This window comes from Anaeromassilibacillus sp. An200 (assembly GCF_002160025.1).
GTDB classification, from domain to species: Bacteria; Bacillota; Clostridia; order Oscillospirales; family Acutalibacteraceae; genus Caccousia; species Caccousia stercoris.
In genome coordinates this window covers 74342-96655 of the sequence record NZ_NFJU01000006.1, presented here as the reverse complement: position 1 = coordinate 96655, position 22314 = coordinate 74342, and the positions used below count along the sequence as shown (strand labels likewise).

Here is a 22314-nt window from a genome sequence, read left to right as displayed (position 1 = left end):
CCTTGCCGCTCCCGACAAAGTGTTAGAAATGTAACCTGCTAACGTAATATCTACGTTATTTTATCAAAAACGGTCGCAAAGATCAATACAGTAATGTCAAAAATATTAACAGAGAATGAAAAAAAGCCCGGGAAAGCGCGAGCTTCCCGGGCTTCTCTGCCCTTATTTTAGGCGTTTTTACTGAATTATTCCGCGGTAAGTTCTTCCATTTCTCCGATCAACTGATCAAACATTTTGAGCGCGCTGCTGATCGGCGCGGGCGTGGAAATGTCCACCCCGGCCCCGCGCAGAAGCGACACCGGATCGGTGGAGCAGCCGCCGGAGAGGAAACGGATATAGTCGTCCACGGCAGGCTTGCCCTCGCGCAGAATGCGCTGGGAGAGCGCGATAGCGGAAGCAAAGCCCGTGGCATACTGGTAAACATAGAAATTATAATAAAAATGCGGGATGCGTGCCCACTCGAGAGCGATCTCCGGATCGGGCTCGATATCCTCGCCGTAATACTGGCGGTTGAGATCGGCGTATTTTGCGCACAGCGCCTCAGCGGTGAGAGCCTCTCCCTTGCGGATCTGCTCGCTGCACCACAGCTCAAACTCCGCGAACATCGTCTGGCGGTAGAGCGTTGTGCGGAACTGCTCCAGGAAGTGGTTGATGAGGTACGCACGGCGGCGCGGCTCCTTCGTCTGGCCCAGCAGATACTGCATCAGCAGCGCCTCGTTGCAGGTGGAAGCCACCTCCGCGACGAAGATCACATAGCCCGCATACGTCACACTCTGGGTGTGGTTGGAGAGATAGGAGTGCAGGGCGTGGCCCATCTCATGCACCAGGGTAAACACGTCGTCGAGCGTATCGGTGTAGTTGAGCAGGACAAAGGGATGCACGCCGTACACACCGGCGGAGTACGCGCCGGAACGCTTGCCCTTGTTCTCGTAGACGTCAAGCCAGCGGTTGTCAAAGCCCTCGTTGAGGATTTTCAGGTAATTCTCGCCCATCGGGGCCAGCGCCTTGCGGGCCAGCTCCTTGCCCTCCTCAAACGTCACCTTCATGTCCTCATCGGCAACGATGGGGGTGTACAGGTCATAATAGTGCAGCTTGTCCACGCCGAGCAGCTTTTTGCGCAGGCGCACATAGCGGTGCATGGCCGGGAAATTGTCGTGAACGGCCTGGATTAGGTTGTGGTAAATCTCCACCGGCACCTCGGTGTGATCGAGCGCGGCATGCAGCGCGGAGGGATAACGGCGGGCGTTCGCGAAGAACTGGAGCTGCTGCATCTGGGAGGTCAGCACCGCTGCGGAGGTGTTGCGGTACTGGCCGTACACGCCGTAGAGGGAGCGGAACGTGGACTCGCGCAGCGTGCGGTCAGGCGACATCATCAGGGGAATAAATGTGCCGTGCGTGACAGGATGCTTCTTTCCTTCGCTGTCCACCGCGTCCGGGTAGGTCATATCGGCGTCGTTGAGCATGGAGAAGATCTCGTCCGGAGCCTGGCTGAGCTGTCCGGCGGCGGCCAGAAGGGCCTCGCACTCGGCGGAAAGCGTGTGGTCTTTCTTGCGGCGCACACGGGTCAGGGCCAGACGGTAATGCTCCAGGCCCTCCTCCTCACGGAAGAAGTTCTCAAAGCGCTCGTCGCTGACGGCGAGCAGCTCCGGCGTGCTGAACGCGCTGGCCTTATCGAGATCGACCAGGAGGTTGCGCGACTGGGCGCTCAGCTCCTGATACACGGCGTTGCGCGTGTCCTCGTCGGACTTGCGGAAGGCATAGGAAATCAGGCGATCGCCGTCGCGCATCAGGTCGTCGTACAGGCGCAGATAGCCGAGAAGAGTCGCGGCGCTCTCGCACAGGCGGCCCTCATAGCTTTTGAGCTCGTCGAGCATTCCGCGCACGCGGGTCAGTTCGGCGCGCCACGCCTCGTCGCTCTCAAAAAGATCGGTTGTTGCCCAGGTAAAGCGCGGATCCGCTTCACTGCGGGCAGGAATGGTGTTCTGCATGGTATTCTCTCCTTTGCGTTAAAATAAAATCTGAGGCTCCTTTCCGACATCCCGCCGGTTTTCGCGCCGGGCCGGGAAGGAAAAAAGCCGGGAAAAGAATCAGCGTTTCAGGGAACGCAGAATTTGTTTCTGCTCCGGGGAAATGCGGCGGCTTTCAATCGCCTTCTGGATGGCTTTGTTGTGCGTCCACACGGGAAGGCGGTGATCCGTAAGATACGGGAACACATCGTCCCATCGCTTGGCAAGGGCAGTGGCAAAATACCACGCCGCCATCATGTTGACATAATATTCTTCGCTTTTCACCCCGGCGACCCAGTCCGCGTACCTGGGCCGGAACGCTTCGTCAAGATACAGGCTCATGAGCATCCCCATCGCAAAGCGAACCGTGTACGTCCCATCGCTTTGCAGCCAGCGGAACAGCTGATCCGGCAAAGCTTCCGGGCACTTGTCAAACGCGCGCGGATGCAGCAGATCGCACGTCGCCCAGTTGTCGACATGGGGAAGGAAGGATTCAAGCGCGGCCACTGTCTCGCCGTAATCCCGCAGGGAAGCGATCAGCAAACCGTGCAGGTTGTTTTCCTCATAGTAGTCATGCGGAAGCTGCCGCACAAAAGCGGCGGCCTGTTCCGTCCCCGCCAGTTCCCGGCTGAGTTTGCGCAGATCGGGGGTACGCACGCCAATCACGCACGCCGGATCCACGGTAGGCATCAGCCTGGATTGGAACAGACGGTATTCCGGATCCTGAAGCGCAAACAGCCTGTCCCGGATCTCCTGTACCGGCTCCATCATGGTTCCCTCCCTTGTATGGACGTTCCGTTCTCTATTATACACGCTCCGCGCGAAAAAACCACCCCTCTCCGGGCTTTTGCGCAAAAGCCCGGATCAGAGCGGAAGCCCCGCGAGCGCCATCCCCTGCTCCACCACAAAAACGGCAGCCGTCGCACCGAGGGCAACGATCAGCAGGCCCTTGTCCTTATACGCAAGTACAATCGCGACCAAAAGCCCGGCAGCGGCGCTCCACCCGCTGGAGGTGGACGACAGGATCGCCGGGAAGGTCATCGCGGACAGCACGGCATACGGGACATAAGCGAGAAAGGACTGGATAAACTGGTTCGTGATCTTTTTGCGGAACACGGCGAGCGGCAGCATGCGCACCACATAGGTGACGAGCGCCATAATCAGCACACCAGTCAAAACATAAGCATAGTTCATTTATGTCTGCGCCTCCTTTGCCACGGGGTAGCGCAGCGCCGCGAGCGCGGAGGCCGCGACGGCGCAGACGATGATCACCCAGCCGCTCGAAAGGCGGTTCAGGCCGGGCGTCCAGGTGAACAGGCACGAGAGCACTCCCGCGAAAATCACCACACGGCGGATCGGCTTTGACGTGCGCGACGGCGGGATAATGATCGCGAGGAACATCCCGTAAATCGCGATCCCCAGCGCGCTGCGCAGCGATTCCGGCAGAATTCCCGTGGCGGCCGCACCGAGGAAGGTGCCCAGCGCCCAGCCGAAATACGGCGTGAGGATCAGGCCCGAAAAATAGCGGGCATTGATCGATCCCTTCTGCTGCATGGCGACGGCGAAGATTTCATCCGTCACGCCGAAGGAGAGCACCCAGCGCTGCAAGGTGGTCATGGCCTCGTCCACCTTCTGGGAAAGCGAGAGCGACATGAGCATATAGCGGATGTTGATGACAAAGGTGGTGACGGCTATCTCCACATACAAGCCGCCGGAGAGGATCAGCGCCGTCCCGGCCACCTGCCCGGCGGAGGTGAGGTTCGTCATCGAGATGAGCAGCGCCACCCACACGGGCAGGCCGCCCTGCGTCGCCATCATGCCGAAGGCGAAGGAAACGCTGATGTAGCCGAGACAGATCGGCAGGCCGTCTTTCAGACCCTTGCGAAAGGTGAGTTGTTCCGACATGATTTTCATTCCCCGACAAAGCGAGCCCGGCGGCCCCTTGCGGCCCCCGGGCTTGCTGATATAGTTTGAGAAGCGTTTCTGCGTCTGCTTCGAACGGATTTGGCGCTTAGAGCGACTCGCAGACGAGCGCGCCCATCTCCGCGCAGGAGACCAGCTTCATGCCCTCGGTACAGATATCGGCGGTGCGGCCCTTTTCGAGCGCGCGGGAAACGGCGGCTTCGATCGCGTCCGCGGCCTCGGCTTCCCCGAGCGAATAGCGCAGCATCATCGCGGCGGAGAGGATCGTGGCGAGCGGGTTCGCCTTGCCGGTGCCCGCGATATCCGGGGCAGAGCCGTGGATCGGCTCATACAGGCCGGACTTGCCGCCGCTCAGGCTGGCGCTCGCAAGCATGCCGATGCTGCCGCTGATCATGGAGGCCTCGTCGGAGAGAATGTCGCCGAAGATGTTGGAGGTCACAATCACGTCAAACTGGCCGGGATTGCGCACCAGCTGCATGGCGCAGTTGTCCACATACATATGGGAAAGCTCCACATCCGGGAACTCCTCGTCACGGATGCGGGTGACGGTGGCGCGCCACAGGCGGGAGCTTTCCAGCACATTCGCCTTGTCGACGCTGCACACGCGGCTCTTTCTCTTTCTTGCCATCTCAAAGGCCACGCGGGCGATGCGCTCAATCTCCGGCACGGAATACTGTTCCGTGTCGTAGGCGGCTTCGGCCCCGTCGACCGTGCGGCGGCCACGCTCGCCGAAATAGATGCCGCCGGTCAGCTCGCGCACCACCAGGATATCCAGGCCCTCGCCGATGATCTCCGGGCGCAGCGGGGAAGCGCTGCGCAGCTGCGGGAAGATGACGGCCGGGCGCAGGTTCGCGAACAGGCCGAGCGCTCCGCGGATGCCGAGCAGGCCCTTCTCCGGGCGGCGATCGCCGGGGACGTTATCCCACTTCGGGCCGCCGACCGCGCCGAGCAGCGTGGAGTCCGCCGCCTTGCATGCGTCGATCGTCTCCTGCGGCAGCGGCACGCCCGTCTCGTCGATGGCGCAGCCGCCCAGCAGGGCATAGGTGTAGTTCATATGGAAGCCGAATTTCTCTCCGGCCTTGTCAAGAACGCGGATCGCTTCGTTTACGATCTCCGGGCCGATGCCGTCTCCCTTCAAGACAGCGATGTTATATTCTCTCATGCTGACGTCCTCCCGTTACTGCTTTTTCTGTTCGCCGGACGCGCGGTTGATCGCACAGATAATACCCTTGATGGAAGCAAGGCTGATGTTGCCGTCCATGCCCGCGCCGAACACGGTCTTTCCGTCCTTGTCACGAAGCTGGATGTAAGACAGAGCCTTCGAGTCCGCGCCCGCTCCCACGGCGTGCTCGCTGTAGGAAACGAACTGGTAATCGGTGATGCCGATCGTGCGCAGGGCGTTGAAGAACGCGTCGATCGGGCCGTTGCCGCGTCCGCTGATCTGGTGATCCTCGTGGCGGAAACGCAGGTTGCCCTCAAAGTGCACGACGGTGTTGTCGCTCTCGGCCTCGTTTTCCTCATACAGCTTATACTGCTTGAGGTTGTAGGGATACTTGATTTCGAGATACTCGCGGCGGAAGATGTCGAAGATCTCCTGCGGCTTGAGCTCGCGCCCGGCCTCGTCGCAGGCGTGCTTGACCATTGCGCCGAATTCCGGGTGCATGGCCTTGGGCAGCTCGTAGCCAAACGACTGCTGCATCACAAACGCCGCGCCGCCCTTGCCGGACTGGCTGTTGATGCGGATGATCGGCTCGTACTTGCGGCCCACGTCCGCCGGGTCGATCGGCAGGTACGGCACCTCCCAGTACGGGCTGTCGCTGTCCTGCATATACTTCACGCCCTTGCTGATCGCGTCCTGGTGCGAACCGGAGAAAGCCGTGAACACCAGATCGCCCGCGTACGGATAGCGCGGCGGAACGGTCATGCGGGTGCATTTCTCATAGATTTCACGGATGCGGCGCAGATCGGAGAAGTCAAGACCGGGATCCACGCCCTGCGAGAACATATTCATGGCGACGTTCATGATATCGGCGTTGCCGGTGCGCTCGCCGTTGCCGAACAGCGTACCCTCCACGCGCTCCGCGCCCGCGAGAATGCCGAGCTCGGTAGCGGCGGTGCCGGTGCCGCGATCGTTGTGCGGGTGCAGGCTGATGATGGCGCAGTCGCGGTGCTTGAGGTTGCGGCAGAAATATTCGATCTGATCCGCGTGGTGGTTCGGCGTGGACATCTCCACGGTGTTCGGCAGGTTCAGAATCACCTTGTTTTCCGGCGTCGCGCCGAGCGTCTCCAGCACCTTCTCACAGATCAAAACGGCGTTGTCGATCTCCGTGCCGGAGAAGCTTTCGGGGGAATACTCATAGCGGATGTTTGCGCCGGTGCGGGCGATCTCCTTCTCCGTCAGCTCACGGACCAGCTTCGCGCCCTCCACCGCGATGTCGATGACGCCCTGCATATCGGTCTTGAACACGACCTTGCGCTGAAGTGTCGAGGTGGAGTTATAGAAATGGACGATGACATTTTTCGCGCCGTCGATCGCTTCAAAGGTTTTCTGAATGAGGTGCGGGCGGCACTGCACGAGCACCTGGATGGTCACATCGTCCGGGATCAGGTTCCGCTCGATCAGCGCGCGGCAGATCTCATATTCCGTCTCCGAGGCGGAGGGGAAACCGATCTCAATCTCTTTGAAGCCAATCTCGACCAGCGTTTTGAAAAACAGCAGCTTCTCCTCGAGGTTCATCGGATCGATCAGCGCCTGGTTGCCGTCGCGCAGGTCGACGCTGCACCAAATCGGCGCTTTTGTGATCACCTTGTCGGGCCAGGTGCGGTCCGGCAGGGACACGGGAGAAAACGGAATGTACTTTTTACAGCCTTTGTTCAACATCGCAAATACCTCCTGTCTCGCTGAGAGACGGGAACAAAAAAGCCCCGAACTCTCGTGATGAAAGCTCGGGGCGAATGATTCCATCCGCGGTACCACCCAAATTCAGCGCGCTGGGCGCGCCCTCAGACCTCTCAGGAACTCCCCGAAGGCCTTGGCCTGTAACGCTGCCTCTGCGTCCGGCCCTACACGCCGCAGAGAGCGCGTCAGACCGGCAGCTCCGGGATGAGTTATACACGCTGATAAAACCACCGGCTCACACCGCCCGCCGGCTCTCTTGCGGTTTTCAAAAGCGTCTTTTTCCCTTCATCGCCTTTTTGTGGCTGTGAAATTGTATTGGAAAATATTATAGCGCCGCGCGGTGCGGATTGTCAAGAGGAATGCGCTCAGAAATTCGAGCCGTTCCAGCCCCATTGATTCGTCGCAAGATAGCGCACATAGACATGGTCGGGCTGGATCCCCAGCACAGACTGCGCCATCGAGCACAGGCGGGCGGTCAGCTGATCGCAGGCGGAGTCGGGCGCGCCGCCGTACAGATCCACGGCAATGAAAGCCATCGGTTCATTCGCCTCGCCGCGGAAAGCCATGCGGGTTTCCGGCTCAAAGGTCAGCATCAGCCAGCTTTTGCTCTTGCCGGGAAGCAGCGCGATTGCCTCCCCGAGAGCGGAGCGCAGGGATTCCTCCTGCGTGGGGGTGATAGCGAAATTCGTTTTCCATTGAATACAGGGCATGGTCAGCATCCTTTCCGTTTCAAAATAAGAATTTCTTTCAGTATAACACCGCCCGCGTCGTTTGTCACCGAAAAGAAAAAGAGAGCGCCTTCAGCGCTCCCCACAGTAGAAATATGTGGAATTATCGACGAGGCGGCACCAGTCGGCCTTGTCGAGGATTGCGGCCACATCCGCGCGGCGCAGCTTCTGCGGCGCGATCGCCTTGACGGCCTCCGAGACATGGATCAGGCGATCCGCGTTCTCCTGGAAGAATGTGCGCAGCTTTTCCTCGGCCTCCTCCAATCCCGTTTTCGGAGCGCGGGCAGCCGCCGCCACAGCCTTCTTTTTCTCCAGCAGGAACTCCTCCGGGTGCGCCTTCAGATATGCCAGATACGTCACCCGGATCCGGCTGACCAGCGCCGGGGTGATATCCGGCTCCTCCTTCAGCCTGGAAAAGGGGCAGCGCACCAGATCGTGCATTTCCTCATACCCGCAGCTCTCGCAATAGCAGAGAAACGGATAGTAAGCATCACTCGTATAGACGTCCCGAATTTTTGCCATATTTCTTCCTCCTGGATATTTGCTGATTTTGGATTACCATTAGGGCACGTTTTTTTATTATAGCAAGCGGAAAGCGGCGCGGCAAGGAAAATTTTTCTTTTTGTCACAATCTGTGGGTTGGGTCTGGTATAATAAAAAACAGAATAAGATCCGAGGATCCCGGCGGAGAAAGGAAGAACAAAAATGGCAGAGACAATGACGGCGAAAGAGCGGCGCGAGGCGATTCTTTGCGAGCTGGAGCGGGCGGAAGGCCCGGTGAGCGCTTCCGCGCTGGCAAAACAGTTTCATGTGAGCCGTCAGGCGGTGGTGGGCGATGTGGCGATGCTCCGGGCGCTCAATGCCCCCATCGCGGCCACGCCGCGCGGCTATGTGCTCACACGCAGCGAGGGACGCGGGAAAACCTTCACGATTGCGTGCCGCCATGGACGCGACCGCCTTGGAGAAGAGCTCTATGCCGTCGTTGACAACGGCGGGGCCCTGCTGGATGTGGTGGTGGAGCACGCTCTCTACGGCCAGCTCAGCGGCAAGCTGCACATTTTTTCCCGCTACGACGCGGACGAATTCCTGCGCAGGCTCTCCGAGCAGGAGGCTTCTCCCCTCTCCGCGCTCACGGGCGGCATCCATCTGCACACCCTTTCCTGCCCGGACGACGGCTGCTTTGCCCGCATCTGCGCCGTCCTGCGGGAAAAGGGGATTCTCATTGCACCCGGCGACGAATAACCCCGCCAAATCTTCCGATTTTTTGGCCGAAAGAGGAAAAAAGTCCGTGAAACCTTGCCATTGACACAGGTTCTTTTCATGAGTATGATAGGTGTCAAGACACCTGATAACACACTGTCATATTCATGAGGAGGAGCCAGCCATGAAAAAGAAGGACGCCGTTGTTTCGATGTGCATTTCGGCGCTTTTGTGCGCGCTTGGAATCATCATCCCGATGTTTATGCCGAAGATCTGGATCCCGCCGATGTCGTTTACTTTGGCCAGCCATGTGCCGATCTTCATCGCCATGTTTATTTCGCCCGCGTCCGCCATCATGGTTACGGTGGTGACAAGCATTGGCTTTGCCCTGTCGATGCCGCTTGTCGTGGCGCTGCGCGCAGCCTCCCATCTTGTCTTTGTGCTGGTGGGCGCGTTCCTGCTCAAAAAATCCGGCTCTATCCTGCAATCCATGCGCACTGCCACACCCTATGGCCTGCTGCTCGCCATCCTGCACGGCGCGTGCGAATCCGTCGTTGTCACGGCGTTCTATTTTACCGGAAACGGCTCGGAAAGCTGGTATGAGAGCGGCTACGTTGTTTCGGTTCTGCTGCTTGTCGGGCTTGGCACCGTGGTGCACAGCATGGTGGATTTCGGCATCGCGGTGGCTGTGTGGAAGCCGCTGTGCCCGATGCTTCACATTCCGGTGAGTGCCAAGATGCGCACATGGACAGCGTCATAATCACAATTCGGGGGCAGTTCAAAAAGCTGTCCCCTTTTTTGTCTTTACAAACGGCAAAAACTGTGCTATAAAGAAAACAAATCCAAAGAAAGGGAATAGCCCTGTTTCCGATCCGGCATGGCGGATGCCTGCCGCGAATTTGCTTTTGGAAACAGGCCGAAGGTGCCGAAAGAGGATGCGTAATATCTGAACGGTTAACTGCACACCTGATTTTTGAGTCGGGAGGGCGCGACAGGCGCTCTGTTTTGTGCTGCCGTTCGAGGCTTTGCGATCCTGCGTGCCGCCGTCCCTTTTTGGGGTACGGCTGCGCGCCGCTGCCCGCCGCACAAAACCCTCCCGCTGTGACGGAGGGATTTTTTATGCCCATTTTACTGGAAACCACCGCTTTGACACAATACGCGGGGGAACGGCTCCTCTTTTCCACGGAGCCGCTCGCCCTGTACGACGGCGACCGGATCGGCCTGGTCGGGCCGAACGGAAGCGGCAAATCCACGCTGCTCGCCATTTTGTCCGGCCGTCTGCGCCCCGACGAGGGAACCGTGCACGCGCGCTGCCCGATCGCGTTCTTTTCCCAGCTTGGCCCAGGGGAAGAAGCACCGGATCCGGAATCGCTCAGCCGCTTCGGCCTGCGCGGCACACATGCTCCTGTTGACCGCATGAGCGGCGGGGAGCAGTCCCGCCGCAAGCTGGCCGCGTCGCTGGGGAAAAAACCGCCGCTGCTGTTCGCGGACGAACCGACCTCCAACCTGGATTGGGAAGGGATCGAGCTGTTCTGCCGCCGGATGGAAGCACAGAACGCGTTCCTCCTTGTCAGCCACGACCGGGCCGTACTGGAGCGGCTCTGCACCCAAATCTGGGAGCTGCGCGAGGGAAAGCTTCTGCGCTATGAAGGCAGCTATGACGCCTTCGAGCGTCAAAAGGAACAGGAGCTGGAACGCCGCCGCTTTGAGGCGGAGGCTTACCGGAAGGAGAAGGCCCGGCTGGAACGCTCCATGCAATCCCTGCGGGAAAAGCAGTCCGCCGTGCGGCGCGCGCCCTCGCGTATGGGAAATTCCGAAACGCGGCTGCACAAGCGCAGTGAAACGGACACACAGAGCAAAATTGCCCAGGGAAGGAAGAGCATTGAGTCGCGGCTGGCGCGGCTGGAGAAAAAGGAAGCCCCGCGCGAGGCGGAGGCCGTCCACTTTGACTTTTCCCTGACCAATCCGCCCGAAAACAAAATTCTGCTGCGCGTTCCCTCGCTCACGCTCACGGCGGGTGAAAAGACGCTGCTCCGGGACGCATCCTTTGAGCTGCAAAAGGGATCCCATACCCTTCTGTATGGCCCGAACGGCTGCGGGAAAACGACGCTCATGGGATATCTGGCACGCGCGATCGAAACGGAAAGCCGGGAGATCTTCGCCGCGCCCAAGCTGCGCGCCGGCTATTTCCAGCAGTCGCTTGACAACCTCGACCCGGAAAAAACCGTGCTCGAAAACGCGATGCGCAGCGCGGTGCAGAACGAGCAGACGGTGCGTTCTCTGCTCGCGCGCCTGCTGTTCCGGCGGGAGGATGTGTACCGCCCCGTCTCCGTCCTCAGCGGCGGGGAGCGCGTGAAGCTTTCGTTCGCCTGCCTGCTCGTCTCTCCCGTCAATTTTCTGCTGCTCGACGAGCCGACAAACTATCTGGACATGGATTCCCTGCGCGCCTTGCAGGAGACGCTGGCGCAGTATGAGGGCGGCTTTTTGCTGGTGACCCATGACCGCCGCTTTGCCGACGCGCTGGCCCGGCAGACGCTTGCCTTTGAAAACGGCAGGCTGGTGCGGCATGAGGGCGGTCCGTCCGCCGTGGAGCGGGAAAAAGCCGCCCCAAAACCGGAAACGGAAAAAATGGACGGCAAGCTGCTTGAATTGCGCCTTGCGGAGGTGATCTCCCGCCTCTCGCTTCCCCGCTGCCCGGACAAGGAAGCGCTCGAACGCGAATTTCAGGAGCTGCTCCGCCAAAAACGTGAAGCTGCCGCCAGGGCAAAAGAATAATTGGTTTCTTGCCAACGCTTTCCGAAAGGAGTACAATAAAAAGAACACACAAAAAGGAGAACGCGAGCTTTTGAAAGGGGAAGCAAAAATCCATGGGTTCCCCGCTCCCCCGCGTTCGGAAAGCGGATCCCGGTTGGGGAAACGAATGGCCGGTTTTGTATGGAAAGGATGAACGGAGCATTGGCGGAAACGAAGAATGATTTTTCCAAGGGCAGTGTTGCGCGCTGCATCATGAGCCTGGCCGTGCCGATGACGGCGGCACAGCTGATCAACGTGCTGTACAGCGTGGTGGACCGGATGTATATCGGCCATCTGCCGGAAGCGTCCACACTGGCGCTGACGGGGATCGGCCTGACATTCCCGATCATCAGCATCATTTCGGCGTTCACCCAGCTGTTCGGCATGGGCGGCGCGCCGCTGTGCTCGATCGCACGCGGGGAAGGCAATCATGAACGCGCGGAAACGGTGATGAACAACTCATTTTCCCTGCTGCTGATTTCCGGCGTTGTCCTGACCGCCTTTTTTCTCGCTCTCAAAAAGCCGATTCTGTATCTCTTCGGTGCCAGCGACCAGACGTTTCCCTACGCGGACAGCTATCTGACCATCTATTTAATTGGTACGATCTTTGTCATGATCGGCCTGGGGATGAACAGCTTTATCAACTCACAGGGCTTCGGCCGCATGGGGATGATGACCGTGCTGCTCGGGGCCGTGGTGAATATCGTGCTGGATCCGATCTTTATCTTTTTGTTTCACATGGGGGTACAGGGCGCGGCGCTGGCCACGGTGATCTCCCAGTTCCTCTCCGCGGCATGGGTGCTGCGTTTTCTGACCGGTAAAAAAGCGATCTACCATCTCAGGCCCGCGCGGATGCGTCTCCAGAAAACGCTGGTGGGACAGATTTCCGCACTTGGCCTGTCGGGCTTCATGATGGCGGTGACAAACGGCGCGGTTCAGATTGTGTGCAACGCTACCTTGCAGCAATTCGGCGGCGATCTCTATGTCGGCATTATGACGGTCATCAACTCGATCCGCGAGGTGCTCACCATGCCTGTCAACGGCCTGACAAACGGCGCGCAGCCCGTCATGGGCTTCAACTACGGAGCAAAGCAATATTCGCGTGTGCGCTCCGGCATCCGCTTTACCAGCATCGTCTGTATCGCATACACCACCGTGGCCTGGATCATCCTGATGATCTTCCCGGAATTTTTCATCCATATTTTTAACAGCGAACCGGCGCTGATTGCGGACGGTGTTCCGGCGCTGAACCTCTATTTCTTCGGCTTCTTCATGATGTCCCTGCAATTTTCGGGGCAGTCCGTCTTTGTGGCGCTGGGAAGATCCAAGCAGGCTGTCTTTTTCTCCCTTCTGCGCAAGGCCATCATTGTGGTGCCGCTCACGCTCATCCTGCCGCACCTGTTCGGCCTTGGAGTCAACGGCGTATTTCTGGCGGAGCCGATCTCGAATTTTATCGGCGGTGCGGCATGCTTTTTCACTATGCTGGCCACCGTATGGCCGCAGCTCAAGGAGCCTGCTTCCAGCCCCCAGCGTGCGGGATAAAAGGCTTCCCCGCAAAAACGGCGCCCTTCCGGCTGGTTTTCAGCCAAAAGGGCGCCGTTTTTTCTTGTGTTCTCCTTACGGATTCTCCGGCTCCGCGGCAGCAAAAAAGCGCATTTCCAGCATGGCGCAGAGCGCATGATAAACCGGCAGATGCAGCTCCTGGATATCCGCCGTGACCGTCTCCGGAACACGGATGCAGACATCACAAATCTCCCGGAGCGTCCCGCCGCCCGCTCCTGTCAGCGCGAGCGTCGTCATCCCCTTTGCACGGGCGACGCGGGCCGCCTCACAGACGTTGCGCGCGTTCCCCGAGGTGCTGATCCCGAGGAAGCAGTCCCCGGTACGCCCATAGCCATACACCTGCTGGGCGTAGATCAGAAACGGATCCACATCGTTGAGAAACGCGGTGGAAAGGCCCGCGTGCTGGGTCAGGGCGATGGCGGGCAGAGCTCCCTGAAGCTTTTCTCCCACCGGCCCCAGCTTCTCCCGCTCCTGGACGGGAAGCGGACGTTTGAGGTAAAACCCCTTCATCAGTTCTCCCACAATATGATCCGCGTCCGCGGCCGAACCGCCGTTTCCGCACACCAGCAGCTTACCGCCGGAGGCAAAGGAAGCCTCCATGTTCTGATACGCCGTCCAGATGGTCTCCCGCAGCGGCTCCAGGGCCGGATGGCGGCGGATCAGGCGCTCCAGCTGCGCCTCAGGCGTTCTTTCCTGTTTCGGCATCCCACTCAAGCAAATCAACCTCCCGGAATGTAGTTGTCTTTTCCTCAAATTTTACGGTTTTCAATTCATACGGCCCGAACGACAAAGGCGTTTCCGTATCTCCCAGACGGAGCACGGCCCGGCAGGGCATCCCTTCTGTTTCCAGCATCCGGACAACAAAGCCGCCCCCGTCCTCCGCACGCTTTATCAAAGAAATTGTCACATTTTGCGCGTCGATTCCGTACAGCGAGCGTTCCATCTCCCGATGCGCACCGCTGTGCCAGCTGTCGGCCAGGTATTCGATCATGCCCTGCGTTTTGTCCGCCTGCACCCGCAGCTCCCGCACCGGGAGGGAGGCGGCATGGGGACGGAGTGTGAGCGTAAACCGGTGCTCGCCCAGGCTCACATACTGGTAGGTATCCTGCGGGTTCTCCCATTCCGGGCTGTTTCCCTGCGACCAGATCGGGCTGCGCACAGCGGTAAGATGGAACATCCCATCTGCACAGTGGAACGCATAGTGGCTGTCGTTCGCCACGCAAAGCCCCGCGCCGTCTTTTCCGCGCACATCGGCAAAGCGGTGCATGCAATACTCCGCTTCGTCCGCAATCTCCCGATCCATCAGGCCATAAGCCCCTTCTGCCCGCACAAAGGATGTGCCCCCCGCGCATGGGAAGGCCATCTTGAGCAGATGCCACGGCTCGTTCCAGACCAGATCGTTTTCCACTGTCAGGAAGCGATCGTGCGCACCAAGCCGCCAGAGCTGGGTCAGGCGCGAGGGGCCGTGCGTATACACCGCCCGCACCGTGCAGCGCAGGGGACCCTCCTCCACCCGCTCGATGGCTTCCAGGACAAACCGCTCGCCGGTGTCCTCATAGACACGCCCCTGCAATCCGCCCCAGGAATCCCGCTGGTCCGTCCAGACCTGCCACTGCGCCGCACCGCTCAGGCTCTCATAGCCCGTCTCCTTTTCCGTCAGCGAGCAGAGCAGGCCTGTGGATTCATCAAAGCGTGCGCGCACATACTCATTTTCCAGCACATACGGGCTCAGCCCCTCCGGAGAATGACGGCGGTCAATCTGCTCCGCCGGAGCTGTCTTGTGCATCCGGTAGACGGCATATCCGCCCGCCGGAACCTTTGCTTCAAACAGGAAGCGCCGCCGCCCCCCGAGTGTGGTATGCGTCACCTTGGCATGGGTATTGATCCGCTGGCAGGGGACCTCATTTCCCTTCGGATCCGTCAGGCACAGCTCATCCTGGCAGAACCACTCTGCTTCCACGTCAAGCAGGCCGTCAAACGCTTCGCTGTGCGGGTTGACCAGAAGCAGGGGATAGCCTTCTCCGCGCGTATCCAGGCTGTTTGCGATATCCTGCACGGACAGCGCGATCACCTTCCCGGCCCCCGCGGCCGCCGCGCCCACCTGACGGTGGCAGTCGTCACGGGCCTCCCGGATGCAGGTGCCGCCCATCGTGTCGTGAAACTCATTGAAGAGCAGGCCTTCCCAAAGGCTCTCCATCTCATCCGCCTCCGGAGCAAAGCGCCCGCGCAGAAGCGCTGCAAGGGAAAGGCAGGTATCCGCCGCGACAAGACGCTTTTCCGCAAGCCGGATCTGCTGCTTGAATTCCAGATCGTTGGAATAGCAGCCCGCGTTGACCTTTTCAAAGGATCCCGTTTTGACCTCCAGAGCCTCCGTATCAAGGCTGTCAAAGAAATCCCCGAAGGTTGAGAAACGGAGCTCTGTTTTGTCGTTGTAGTCCGCCAGCTCCTGGATTGTGCGGATGTTGTCGATTGTCGGGCCGCCGCCGTGATTTCCCACCCCGTAGCAGCAGGCCATCTGCGGCCATTCCTTTGTGCGGGCAAGCGTATTTTCGATATTCTCCACCGTCTTATCCCGGAACCAGGCGGTATACTCCCCCGGCAGGGAGAGGGCCGTCACCTCGCTGCCGTCGTTTCCGCGCCAGCGAAAGACCGGCGTTTCCAGGCGCGGGCGCATAAATACATAGCGATCCATGCCGCTTTTGCGCAGGATCTGCGGCAGCGTTCCGGAATGGCCAAAGCTGTCCACATTGGAGCCGATACGGCAGATTTTCCCAAAGGTTTTCTTTAAATACCGCTGGGAATACAGCGCCTGCCGCACAAAGGATTCCCCATGCGGCAGCAGGCAGTCGGGCTCCAGAAACCAGCCGCCCGTCAGCTCAAAGCGGCCCTCCGCCACCCGGCGGCGCAGCTCTTCAAAGCGGTCGGGAGCCGTGCGCTCCAGCCAGCGGAAAAAGAGGACCGACGTCCCCGTAAAGCGAAACTCGGGAAATTCCTCCATCCAATCCAGGGCGGAGCAAAGCGTGGCCTTGACCTCCTGCATGCCCTCTTCCCAATTCCAGAACCAAACCGGATCGATATGGGAATTTCCGATCATATGTAAAATTGTTTTTTGCATAAAATCCCCCAGACTTACGGAGAGCCCGCGCTCTTCCGCTCATACGGGGAACAACGGGCTCAGCTTTTTGACAGCACCTCGCTGACCAGCGTGGTGTAAAAATGGTTGGCGACAATCTCGCCCGCCCCGATCACACCGGCACGGCTGCCGAGCGCGGAGCGGACCAGCACATTTTCCCGGGTGCCCTGCACCCGCTTGTTCAGCGTGGTATCGCGCACAATCCGGAAATACTGCGGATACTCCATCGTGAGGATCCCGCCCAGAATGATGATCTGCGGATCCAGAATATTGATGAGATTCGACACGGCGGCCCCCATGTAGCATGCCGCACGGTTCAAAATGGAGATGGTGAGCGGATCGCTTTTGCATGCCGCCTCCATGAGATCTTCAATGGTGAGGCAGGAGCGCTTTTCATACAAGGGATGCTCGGCATGGGAAGACAGCTGGTTCTCCATCTCGCGCAGGATGGCCAGGCCGGAGCTGACAGCCTCCACACAGCCGTGCGCCCCACAGTTGCACAGAGGGCCGTTGGGATCGAGCGTGATATGCCCGAATTCCCCGGCGATATAGTTCGCGCCCTCATAGGTGGCGCCGTTGAGGATCAAACTGGAGCCGATTCCCATATCGGCATCGATGTACACCATATCCTCGCTGCCCGCGCCCGCACCGCGCCAATATTCGCCCATGGCGATGGCGTTTGTATCCTTCTGCACACTGACCGGAAGAGACAGACGCTCCTCCAAAATCTGCCGCAGGGGAAGGTAGCGCAGAAGCGGGAAATTCGGCGGGGACAACACAACGCCCTCACACGAATTGACAGGGCCGGGCGCACCGACTCCAAGCCCAAGCAGCTTTTCCCGCGGAACGCCGGATTCGGCGATCGCGCTCTCCACCAGGGCAACCATCTGATCAATCAGCTCCGCGGAGGAGGAAGCCCCATCCCGCCGCGTTTCAAAGCTCTGAATCGAGAGGATTTCCCCATGCAGATTCATCACAGCCGCGCTGGTGCGGAACACATTGATATGAAGGCCGAGCGTATAGCCGTAATTTTCGTTGACGGTATAGGTCACGGCGCGGCGGCCCACGCCGCCGTTCTCATAGGAATCCTCACGCACAAGGTTCAGCTTCAAAAGCTCCTCCATGATTTTTTTGATAGCCATGAAGGTCAGCCCTGTCACTGAAGCAAGGCGCGCTTTTGTGGTGTGCTTGTTTCTCCGGATATAATTCAGCAGGGAAATCCTGCTGTAATTTTTGAGTTGTATGGATTTTTCTGCTTGTTCACGCATAGCAAAATCCGCCCGCCGCCCTGTCATTTTGCTCCTTTTCAACGGCAGGCGCTTTCCCCCCTGTCTTTTCATTATATCGAATACAGGGAGAAAAATCCAGCTTGTTTCCGGAGTCCCGCGCACAATTCATGCGCCGTTTTCTGTGAAAACAATCTATAAATTTTATATATCTTCTTCCATTTCCCTGCACTTTATCCATCCTCTCCTGCCTGGACAGACGTATCGGGAAGAAAACCGTCCCCATCAATAGCGGAATTGCTCACACATCGGTTTGAACCAGGGATTGTAATAGACGGCAAACTGCCGTTTGGCTTCCCGGAGCCTTGCGTCCGCGTCGCTATACAAAACAGGACCGGTGTGTCCGAAGGTCATCAGATCGAAATGCATGCTGCACAGCTTATCCAGGCTTTCCTTCCATTTCTGTTCATCCGATCCGATTTTCTCACTGAATCCTCCCCAGATCGTATCGCCCGCGACAAGAACGCTCACGCCGTCCGTCTCCACACAAAAGCACACGCCGCCCATCGTATGTCCCGACGTATGGATCACATGGATTTTTCCGTTTGGATACGGGTCCCGGTCCTTGCGCTTATAGATGCGGTCCGCCTCCTCGCGGGAGGGCTCGCCGCCCCAGAAGCGCGTCCAGTTCAGGAACAGCTCACGATACGGGGAAGCATCTCGGTTCTTTTGATAATCGAGGAACTGCGGGGAACGGCGGCTGATATGATTGATCATAAAATCGCTCATCAGCCCATACTGCTCTCCCAGCCTCCGGATATCCGTCCAGTCCCCGAAAGCTTCCTCCACTTTACCATAGGTAATCGGGGCAAAGCCGCGGTCTCCCGAGGAGGGGAAGAAGGGCAGGATATGCACCAGCCCCACTTCACGGGAAAAGAAGCGGCTCAGGGCCTTTTCCAGCGTGTGAAGGTTTCCGCCAAGACTGTCCGGATAAGTGATCAGCATAATTTTATTTTCCATGGGATGTCTCCGTCCTTTTCTCTGATTTTCCTACTCCCTACAATACGCGATTTGGTATAAAAAATCAAGAGAAAATTAAAATAAGTTTAATAATATAATATTCTTTTTCTTTTTAGCTATAATCCGAATAATTCCCACTATACAAAACAAGTCAAAGGTAGATTAGAAAGTTTTCTGTTCCATCTGTTCAACCAAGTTTTAAAATACATAAAAATCAAACAGTTAAATCTATGCAAAAAATGATTGCAGAAAACAGATGTTTTTTATATAATTTATCTATCAAGCTATCTTTCGTCTTGCAGGCAGGAACACACAGGGATTCCGCAGACCTGTGACCGGTGCGGCAAAAGACGGAAATGGAGCCGATACAAAAATGAGGGGGATTAAAATGGAGAACAGGAAAAAGCAGATTCTCAGCCTACTGTGCAGTTTCATGCTGGTTCTGTCAACAGCTTTTCCGGCCATTGCGGCGGAAAAGCCGGAAAAGATAGCTGGCAGCACAGCCGGAGTACTTTCCGATGTACCTTTGGCAGATTCCGAGGAGCTTTTAAACGGGTATGTCAGCCGGCTTCTGGAGCCTCCCGGAGCGAAGATCTCCCTTCTTGGGAGCTGGGGCGAAGAGGGAGACGCCCTCAACGAGGATGAAAAAATAATCTATCAGTCCCTGAAAAGCCAGGTGGCTGAAACCGCCGCCAATGGCGGTTCCACAGAGTTTCTAATCTCCGATTTCAGCTTTACATGGACTTTGGACGGATATCCCAATACTTCTGAAATAGAGAAACAGGGAAAAGAGCTGTTCGTGCAGAAAGTGGATCTGCGCAAGGTTTTGGAATACCTGATGATCAACTGTCCCTATGAGCTGTACTGGTTTGACAAAACCCAAGGGTTTCAATACACCAGTTCTATTGGAAAAAAATACTCCCAAACAGCACAATTCTCAAATCTTCGCATTACCCTTCCGGTTGCCCAAAGCTACCGGGACGGCTCCTCCACACAGATGGACGCTGCAAAAGCACAAACTGCGGCGGCGGCTGTCGCTACCGCGCAGGATATTGTCGCAAAGTATGCCGGGAAATCCGACTATGAAAAGCTCAAGGGGTACAAAGAGGAAATCTGTGCCCTGACCAGCTATGACCATGCCGCGGCAAGCGGCGGAAAACCATATGGGGATCCCTGGCAGATTATCTATGTATTTGACGGTAATCCCGACACCAATGTGGTGTGCGAGGGATATGCCAAAGCCTTCACCTACCTTTGCGATCTTTCTCAGTTTGATGATGCGGCCGTTTACAGCATCACAGGAAAGATGAGCGGCGCGGGTCACATGTGGAACATCGTCCGGCTGGAAGGCAACAATTATATGGCGGATCTCACCAACTGCGATGAGGGTACGGTGGGATATCCCGACCAGCTGTTCCTGAAAGCTCCTGTATCCGGCAATGTAAGCTCCGGCTATACCTTTAAAACTTCCAAAAATTATAAATATACCTATGACGCAGGCGGTTCCGTACCAGATATCATTGGGATGTACGGAGAGGAAATTCTGACACTGCACAGCGAGGACTACCAGCCTCCCGTCCTGACGCTGAGCGGCACTGTACAAATCACCGGCAACGCTCAGGTTGGCTCCCTCCTGACCGCAGAAGTAAATGACGCTCCTGAAGAAGCAATTCTCCGTTACCAATGGTATCGGGGCGATCAGGCAATCCCGGACGCTGCCGGCAGCACCTATACACCGTCCGAGGACGATCTGGGACAAACGCTTTCCGTTGCGGTAACAGCGGACGGTTACGAAGGCACGCTCAACAGCCAGCCTACGGATCCGGTCGCGGAAGCCCCCGGCCCCATGGTTCTGACTGTCACCGAAGCACAGGCGGAAAACAAGGCTTATGACGGCAGCACAGCTGTCACAATCACCGGCATCACACTGGACGGTGTCCAGTCCGGCGACGATGTTTCCGTGGACACTTCCGGACTCAGCGGCACGGTCAGCGGTGCGGATGCGGGAACCTATTCCACCGTAACCTTACCTCAGCTGACCCTGACAGGCAGCGCGGCGGATCGGTATGTGCTGACGCAGCCTGACGCGGCACTCCCCCTCAACCCGGAGGTGGACATCACACAAGCAGCCGCACCGGCTTCCCATCCCGGAGAACTAACCGTTACCAATGGGCTGAAACACACCTATACGTTCGATCTGGACCAGCTTCTTCCCAATCTTCCGGAAGGGCAGGTTTTGGGTAATGTCACTTATACGCTGAACAGCGTGCGTTTGAACGAAGGCTACTATACAGAAGGAGCCTCCGTTTCCGGTCATACGCTTTCCCTTCCTATCCAAAAGGCAAACAGCAGCTCCGAAGAAAATATTGGTACCGTGGAAATCGGCATTTCCTGTACCAATTACACGGATTTTTCCGCCAGTATTGCGGTGTGGAGCACCAATAAGGAATCGCAGGAGCCTTTGTCAATACAAAATCCCGGCAGCAAAACCTATGGAGACGCACCCTTCCCGCTTTCCGTCACCGGGGGCAGCGGCGCAGGAGCGATAACCTTTGAAAGCTCCGATCCTTCCATTGTGCGTGTGGAAGGGAACATGGCTGTTATCTGCAAAGCGGGCAGTGTCACTCTCACCGCGACAAAGGCAGAGGACGAGACATATGCTGCCGCTTCCGATACGCTGAGGCTGACAATCGGCAAAGCTACCATTACCGTCACCGCACTGAATCAGACCATTTCCGCGGGCGACGCCGCGCCTGATCTCCGTTCTCCTTCCGAAAATACCCACTATACCGTCTCGGGACTGGTAAACGGGGATGCTTTAAGCGGCACTGTCATCATGAACTATCAGAGGGATGGGCAAAACATCCAGCCGGACACTACCGCGGCAGGTGTTTACACCATCGCCATTTCGGGTGTTTCCGCACCCAATGGCAGCTATGAAAGCAATATCACCTATGTCAATGGAATTCTTACCATTGAGCCCACATCCGGCACCGGCGGCAATACCGGCGACCCGGACGACGGTTCCGGCGGAGAGAGCTCCAGCGGCGGCAGCTCCAGCGGCGGCAGCTCCAGCGGCGGCAGCTCCAGCGGTTCGGGCAGCTCCGGCGGTTCGGGCAGCTCCAGCAGTTCGGGCAGCTCCGGCGGCAATCACTCCGGCACTTCCGGGGGAGGCATCATCCTTCCAATCAGCGGGGATCCTGAAACCACTCCCACTCCTTCAGACCCCACCGGCGGCACAACCTCTGTTCCTGGCGGTATACAAGCCCCAAACAGCCAGCCAAAGGGATGTGTGAGCGACACAGTGGGGAACTTCAAGATCTTCGGTTCTTATCAATATCAATTTACTCCTACAAACGGAGCGGCTCCCATTGTGACACTCAGCAATTCCAGCTTCCACGCGGTGTTAGCCTCGAAGGAAAACGGAAGCTATTTCTACAAAATTTATACAGTCGGTCAACCCGGCACGATGTGCGACGTCTATGTAAACGGCACAAAGGTTTCCACTGTCACAACCGCTGAGCCTTACGGCGGTGTTTGGAGCGACACGACCGCTCCCTTCCCTGTCGCCCCGGGCGGAAGCTACCAGTTTAAACTCACCGCGGAGAAACGTCCCAGCTTTTCCGCCGGTTCCTCCTCCTTCCGGGTGGAATATGCCGGAAATGAGGGCAGCGACTGGTTTTTCCGGGTGATTGCCATTGGAAAACCGGGCGACGGCTGCGGCTTCTATGTGAACGGCGCACCATTTGCCACAGCAGTGGCACACATTCAGTAACCATTTTCCCCGTAAACTCAACACTTGCCAAACAAACTGAAAATCGCA

Annotated in this window: 17 protein-coding genes and 1 other annotated feature; of the genes, 5 read left to right on the top strand and 12 right to left on the bottom strand. The window is 57.9% G+C overall.

Annotation, left to right across the window (positions count from 1 at the left end; translation table 11 throughout):
- Positions 1-185: 185 nt before the first annotated feature.
- The 8 genes from pepF to B5F35_RS04705 all read right to left on the bottom strand — a co-directional run bounded on the left by pepF (position 186) and on the right by B5F35_RS04705 (position 8078).
- Positions 186-1988 (bottom strand): oligoendopeptidase F, encoded by a 1803-nt coding sequence (gene pepF / locus B5F35_RS04740; RefSeq protein WP_087238569.1) that lies wholly within the window; start codon positions 1986-1988, stop codon positions 186-188.
- Positions 1989-2087: 99 nt separating this feature from the next.
- Complete coding sequence (locus B5F35_RS04735) at positions 2088-2777, bottom strand: DNA alkylation repair protein (protein ID WP_442856425.1); 690 nt, start codon at positions 2775-2777, stop codon at positions 2088-2090.
- 93 nt (positions 2778-2870) lie between these two features.
- Complete coding sequence (locus B5F35_RS04730) at positions 2871-3200, bottom strand: branched-chain amino acid transport AzlD family protein (protein ID WP_087238565.1); 330 nt, start codon at positions 3198-3200, stop codon at positions 2871-2873.
- Positions 3201-3920 carry an AzlC family ABC transporter permease gene (locus B5F35_RS04725; protein WP_087238563.1) on the bottom strand — a complete coding sequence of 240 codons (720 nt, stop codon included), beginning with the start codon at positions 3918-3920 and terminating at the stop codon, positions 3201-3203.
- Between the two features lie 97 nt (positions 3921-4017).
- A complete protein-coding gene (gene leuB, locus B5F35_RS04720) occupies positions 4018-5091 on the bottom strand; it encodes a 3-isopropylmalate dehydrogenase (RefSeq protein ID WP_087238562.1) in 1074 nt (357 codons plus the stop codon).
- A gap of 15 nt (positions 5092-5106) precedes the next feature.
- Positions 5107-6810, bottom strand: a complete 1704-nt coding sequence (leuA, locus tag B5F35_RS04715; RefSeq protein ID WP_164488511.1) for a 2-isopropylmalate synthase — start codon at positions 6808-6810, stop codon at positions 5107-5109.
- 63 nt (positions 6811-6873) lie between these two features.
- Positions 6874-7126, bottom strand: a binding site (T-box leader).
- Positions 7127-7193: 67 nt separating this feature from the next.
- Positions 7194-7538: a phenylpyruvate tautomerase MIF-related protein gene (locus tag B5F35_RS04710; protein ID WP_162611330.1), complete on the bottom strand. Its 345-nt coding sequence runs from the start codon at positions 7536-7538 to the stop codon at positions 7194-7196.
- A 90-nt stretch (positions 7539-7628) separates the two neighbouring features.
- Positions 7629-8078 (bottom strand): hypothetical protein, encoded by a 450-nt coding sequence (locus B5F35_RS04705; protein ID WP_087238558.1) that lies wholly within the window; start codon positions 8076-8078, stop codon positions 7629-7631.
- 183 nt (positions 8079-8261) lie between these two features.
- Here B5F35_RS04705 and B5F35_RS04700 point away from each other — a divergent pair, with 183 nt between their 5' ends.
- The 4 genes from B5F35_RS04700 (at position 8262) to B5F35_RS04675 (ending at position 13091) form a co-directional block, all read left to right on the top strand.
- Positions 8262-8798, top strand: coding sequence for a transcription repressor NadR (locus tag B5F35_RS04700; RefSeq protein ID WP_242969400.1), 537 nt, complete (start codon positions 8262-8264; stop codon positions 8796-8798).
- Between the two features lie 142 nt (positions 8799-8940).
- Positions 8941-9516, top strand: coding sequence for a hypothetical protein (locus B5F35_RS04690; protein WP_162611329.1), 576 nt, complete (start codon positions 8941-8943; stop codon positions 9514-9516).
- 359 nt (positions 9517-9875) lie between these two features.
- Positions 9876-11531, top strand: coding sequence for a ribosomal protection-like ABC-F family protein (gene abc-f / locus B5F35_RS04680; RefSeq protein WP_087238552.1), 1656 nt, complete (start codon positions 9876-9878; stop codon positions 11529-11531).
- A gap of 231 nt (positions 11532-11762) precedes the next feature.
- Positions 11763-13091, top strand: coding sequence for an MATE family efflux transporter (locus tag B5F35_RS04675; protein WP_442856426.1), 1329 nt, complete (start codon positions 11763-11765; stop codon positions 13089-13091).
- 75 nt (positions 13092-13166) lie between these two features.
- Here the strand turns inward: B5F35_RS04675 and B5F35_RS04670 are convergent, their stop codons facing one another.
- The 4 genes from B5F35_RS04670 to B5F35_RS04655 all read right to left on the bottom strand — a co-directional run bounded on the left by B5F35_RS04670 (position 13167) and on the right by B5F35_RS04655 (position 18491).
- Positions 13167-13817, bottom strand: coding sequence for a D-sedoheptulose-7-phosphate isomerase (locus tag B5F35_RS04670; RefSeq protein ID WP_087238550.1), 651 nt, complete (start codon positions 13815-13817; stop codon positions 13167-13169).
- Complete coding sequence (locus B5F35_RS04665) at positions 13792-16227, bottom strand: alpha-mannosidase (RefSeq protein WP_087238548.1); 2436 nt, start codon at positions 16225-16227, stop codon at positions 13792-13794. Before B5F35_RS04665 ends, B5F35_RS04670 begins: the two co-directional genes overlap by 26 nt.
- A gap of 59 nt (positions 16228-16286) precedes the next feature.
- Positions 16287-17513, bottom strand: a complete 1227-nt coding sequence (locus tag B5F35_RS04660) for an ROK family protein (protein WP_087238546.1) — start codon at positions 17511-17513, stop codon at positions 16287-16289.
- 243 nt (positions 17514-17756) lie between these two features.
- Positions 17757-18491: a hypothetical protein gene (locus tag B5F35_RS04655; RefSeq protein ID WP_087238544.1), complete on the bottom strand. Its 735-nt coding sequence runs from the start codon at positions 18489-18491 to the stop codon at positions 17757-17759.
- Between the two features lie 388 nt (positions 18492-18879).
- Between B5F35_RS04655 and B5F35_RS18665 the strand changes: the two genes are divergently transcribed.
- Complete coding sequence (locus tag B5F35_RS18665; RefSeq protein ID WP_087238542.1) at positions 18880-22266, top strand: YDG domain-containing protein; 3387 nt, start codon at positions 18880-18882, stop codon at positions 22264-22266.
- Positions 22267-22314: the final 48 nt, after the last annotated feature.

Excerpts from the sequence above, each read along its gene's own strand:
- pepF (WP_087238569.1), bottom strand. The coding sequence starts at position 1,988 with ATGCAGAACACCATTCCTGCCCGCAGTGAAGCGGATCCGCGCTTTACC.
- B5F35_RS04735 (WP_442856425.1), bottom strand. The coding sequence starts at position 2,777 with ATGATGGAGCCGGTACAGGAGATCCGGGACAGGCTGTTTGCGCTTCAG.
- B5F35_RS04730 (WP_087238565.1), bottom strand. The coding sequence starts at position 3,200 with ATGAACTATGCTTATGTTTTGACTGGTGTGCTGATTATGGCGCTCGTC.
- B5F35_RS04725 (WP_087238563.1), bottom strand. The coding sequence starts at position 3,920 with ATGAAAATCATGTCGGAACAACTCACCTTTCGCAAGGGTCTGAAAGAC.
- leuB (WP_087238562.1), bottom strand. The coding sequence starts at position 5,091 with ATGAGAGAATATAACATCGCTGTCTTGAAGGGAGACGGCATCGGCCCG.
- leuA (WP_164488511.1), bottom strand. The coding sequence starts at position 6,810 with ATGTTGAACAAAGGCTGTAAAAAGTACATTCCGTTTTCTCCCGTGTCC.
- B5F35_RS04710 (WP_162611330.1), bottom strand. The coding sequence starts at position 7,538 with ATGCCCTGTATTCAATGGAAAACGAATTTCGCTATCACCCCCACGCAG.
- B5F35_RS04705 (WP_087238558.1), bottom strand. The coding sequence starts at position 8,078 with ATGGCAAAAATTCGGGACGTCTATACGAGTGATGCTTACTATCCGTTT.
- B5F35_RS04700 (WP_242969400.1), top strand. The coding sequence starts at position 8,262 with ATGGCAGAGACAATGACGGCGAAAGAGCGGCGCGAGGCGATTCTTTGC.
- B5F35_RS04690 (WP_162611329.1), top strand. The coding sequence starts at position 8,941 with ATGAAAAAGAAGGACGCCGTTGTTTCGATGTGCATTTCGGCGCTTTTG.
- abc-f (WP_087238552.1), top strand. The coding sequence starts at position 9,876 with ATGCCCATTTTACTGGAAACCACCGCTTTGACACAATACGCGGGGGAA.
- B5F35_RS04675 (WP_442856426.1), top strand. The coding sequence starts at position 11,763 with ATGAGCCTGGCCGTGCCGATGACGGCGGCACAGCTGATCAACGTGCTG.
- B5F35_RS04670 (WP_087238550.1), bottom strand. The coding sequence starts at position 13,817 with ATGCCGAAACAGGAAAGAACGCCTGAGGCGCAGCTGGAGCGCCTGATC.
- B5F35_RS04665 (WP_087238548.1), bottom strand. The coding sequence starts at position 16,227 with ATGCAAAAAACAATTTTACATATGATCGGAAATTCCCATATCGATCCG.
- B5F35_RS04660 (WP_087238546.1), bottom strand. The coding sequence starts at position 17,513 with ATGCGTGAACAAGCAGAAAAATCCATACAACTCAAAAATTACAGCAGG.
- B5F35_RS04655 (WP_087238544.1), bottom strand. The coding sequence starts at position 18,491 with ATGGAAAATAAAATTATGCTGATCACTTATCCGGACAGTCTTGGCGGA.
- B5F35_RS18665 (WP_087238542.1), top strand. The coding sequence starts at position 18,880 with ATGGAGAACAGGAAAAAGCAGATTCTCAGCCTACTGTGCAGTTTCATG.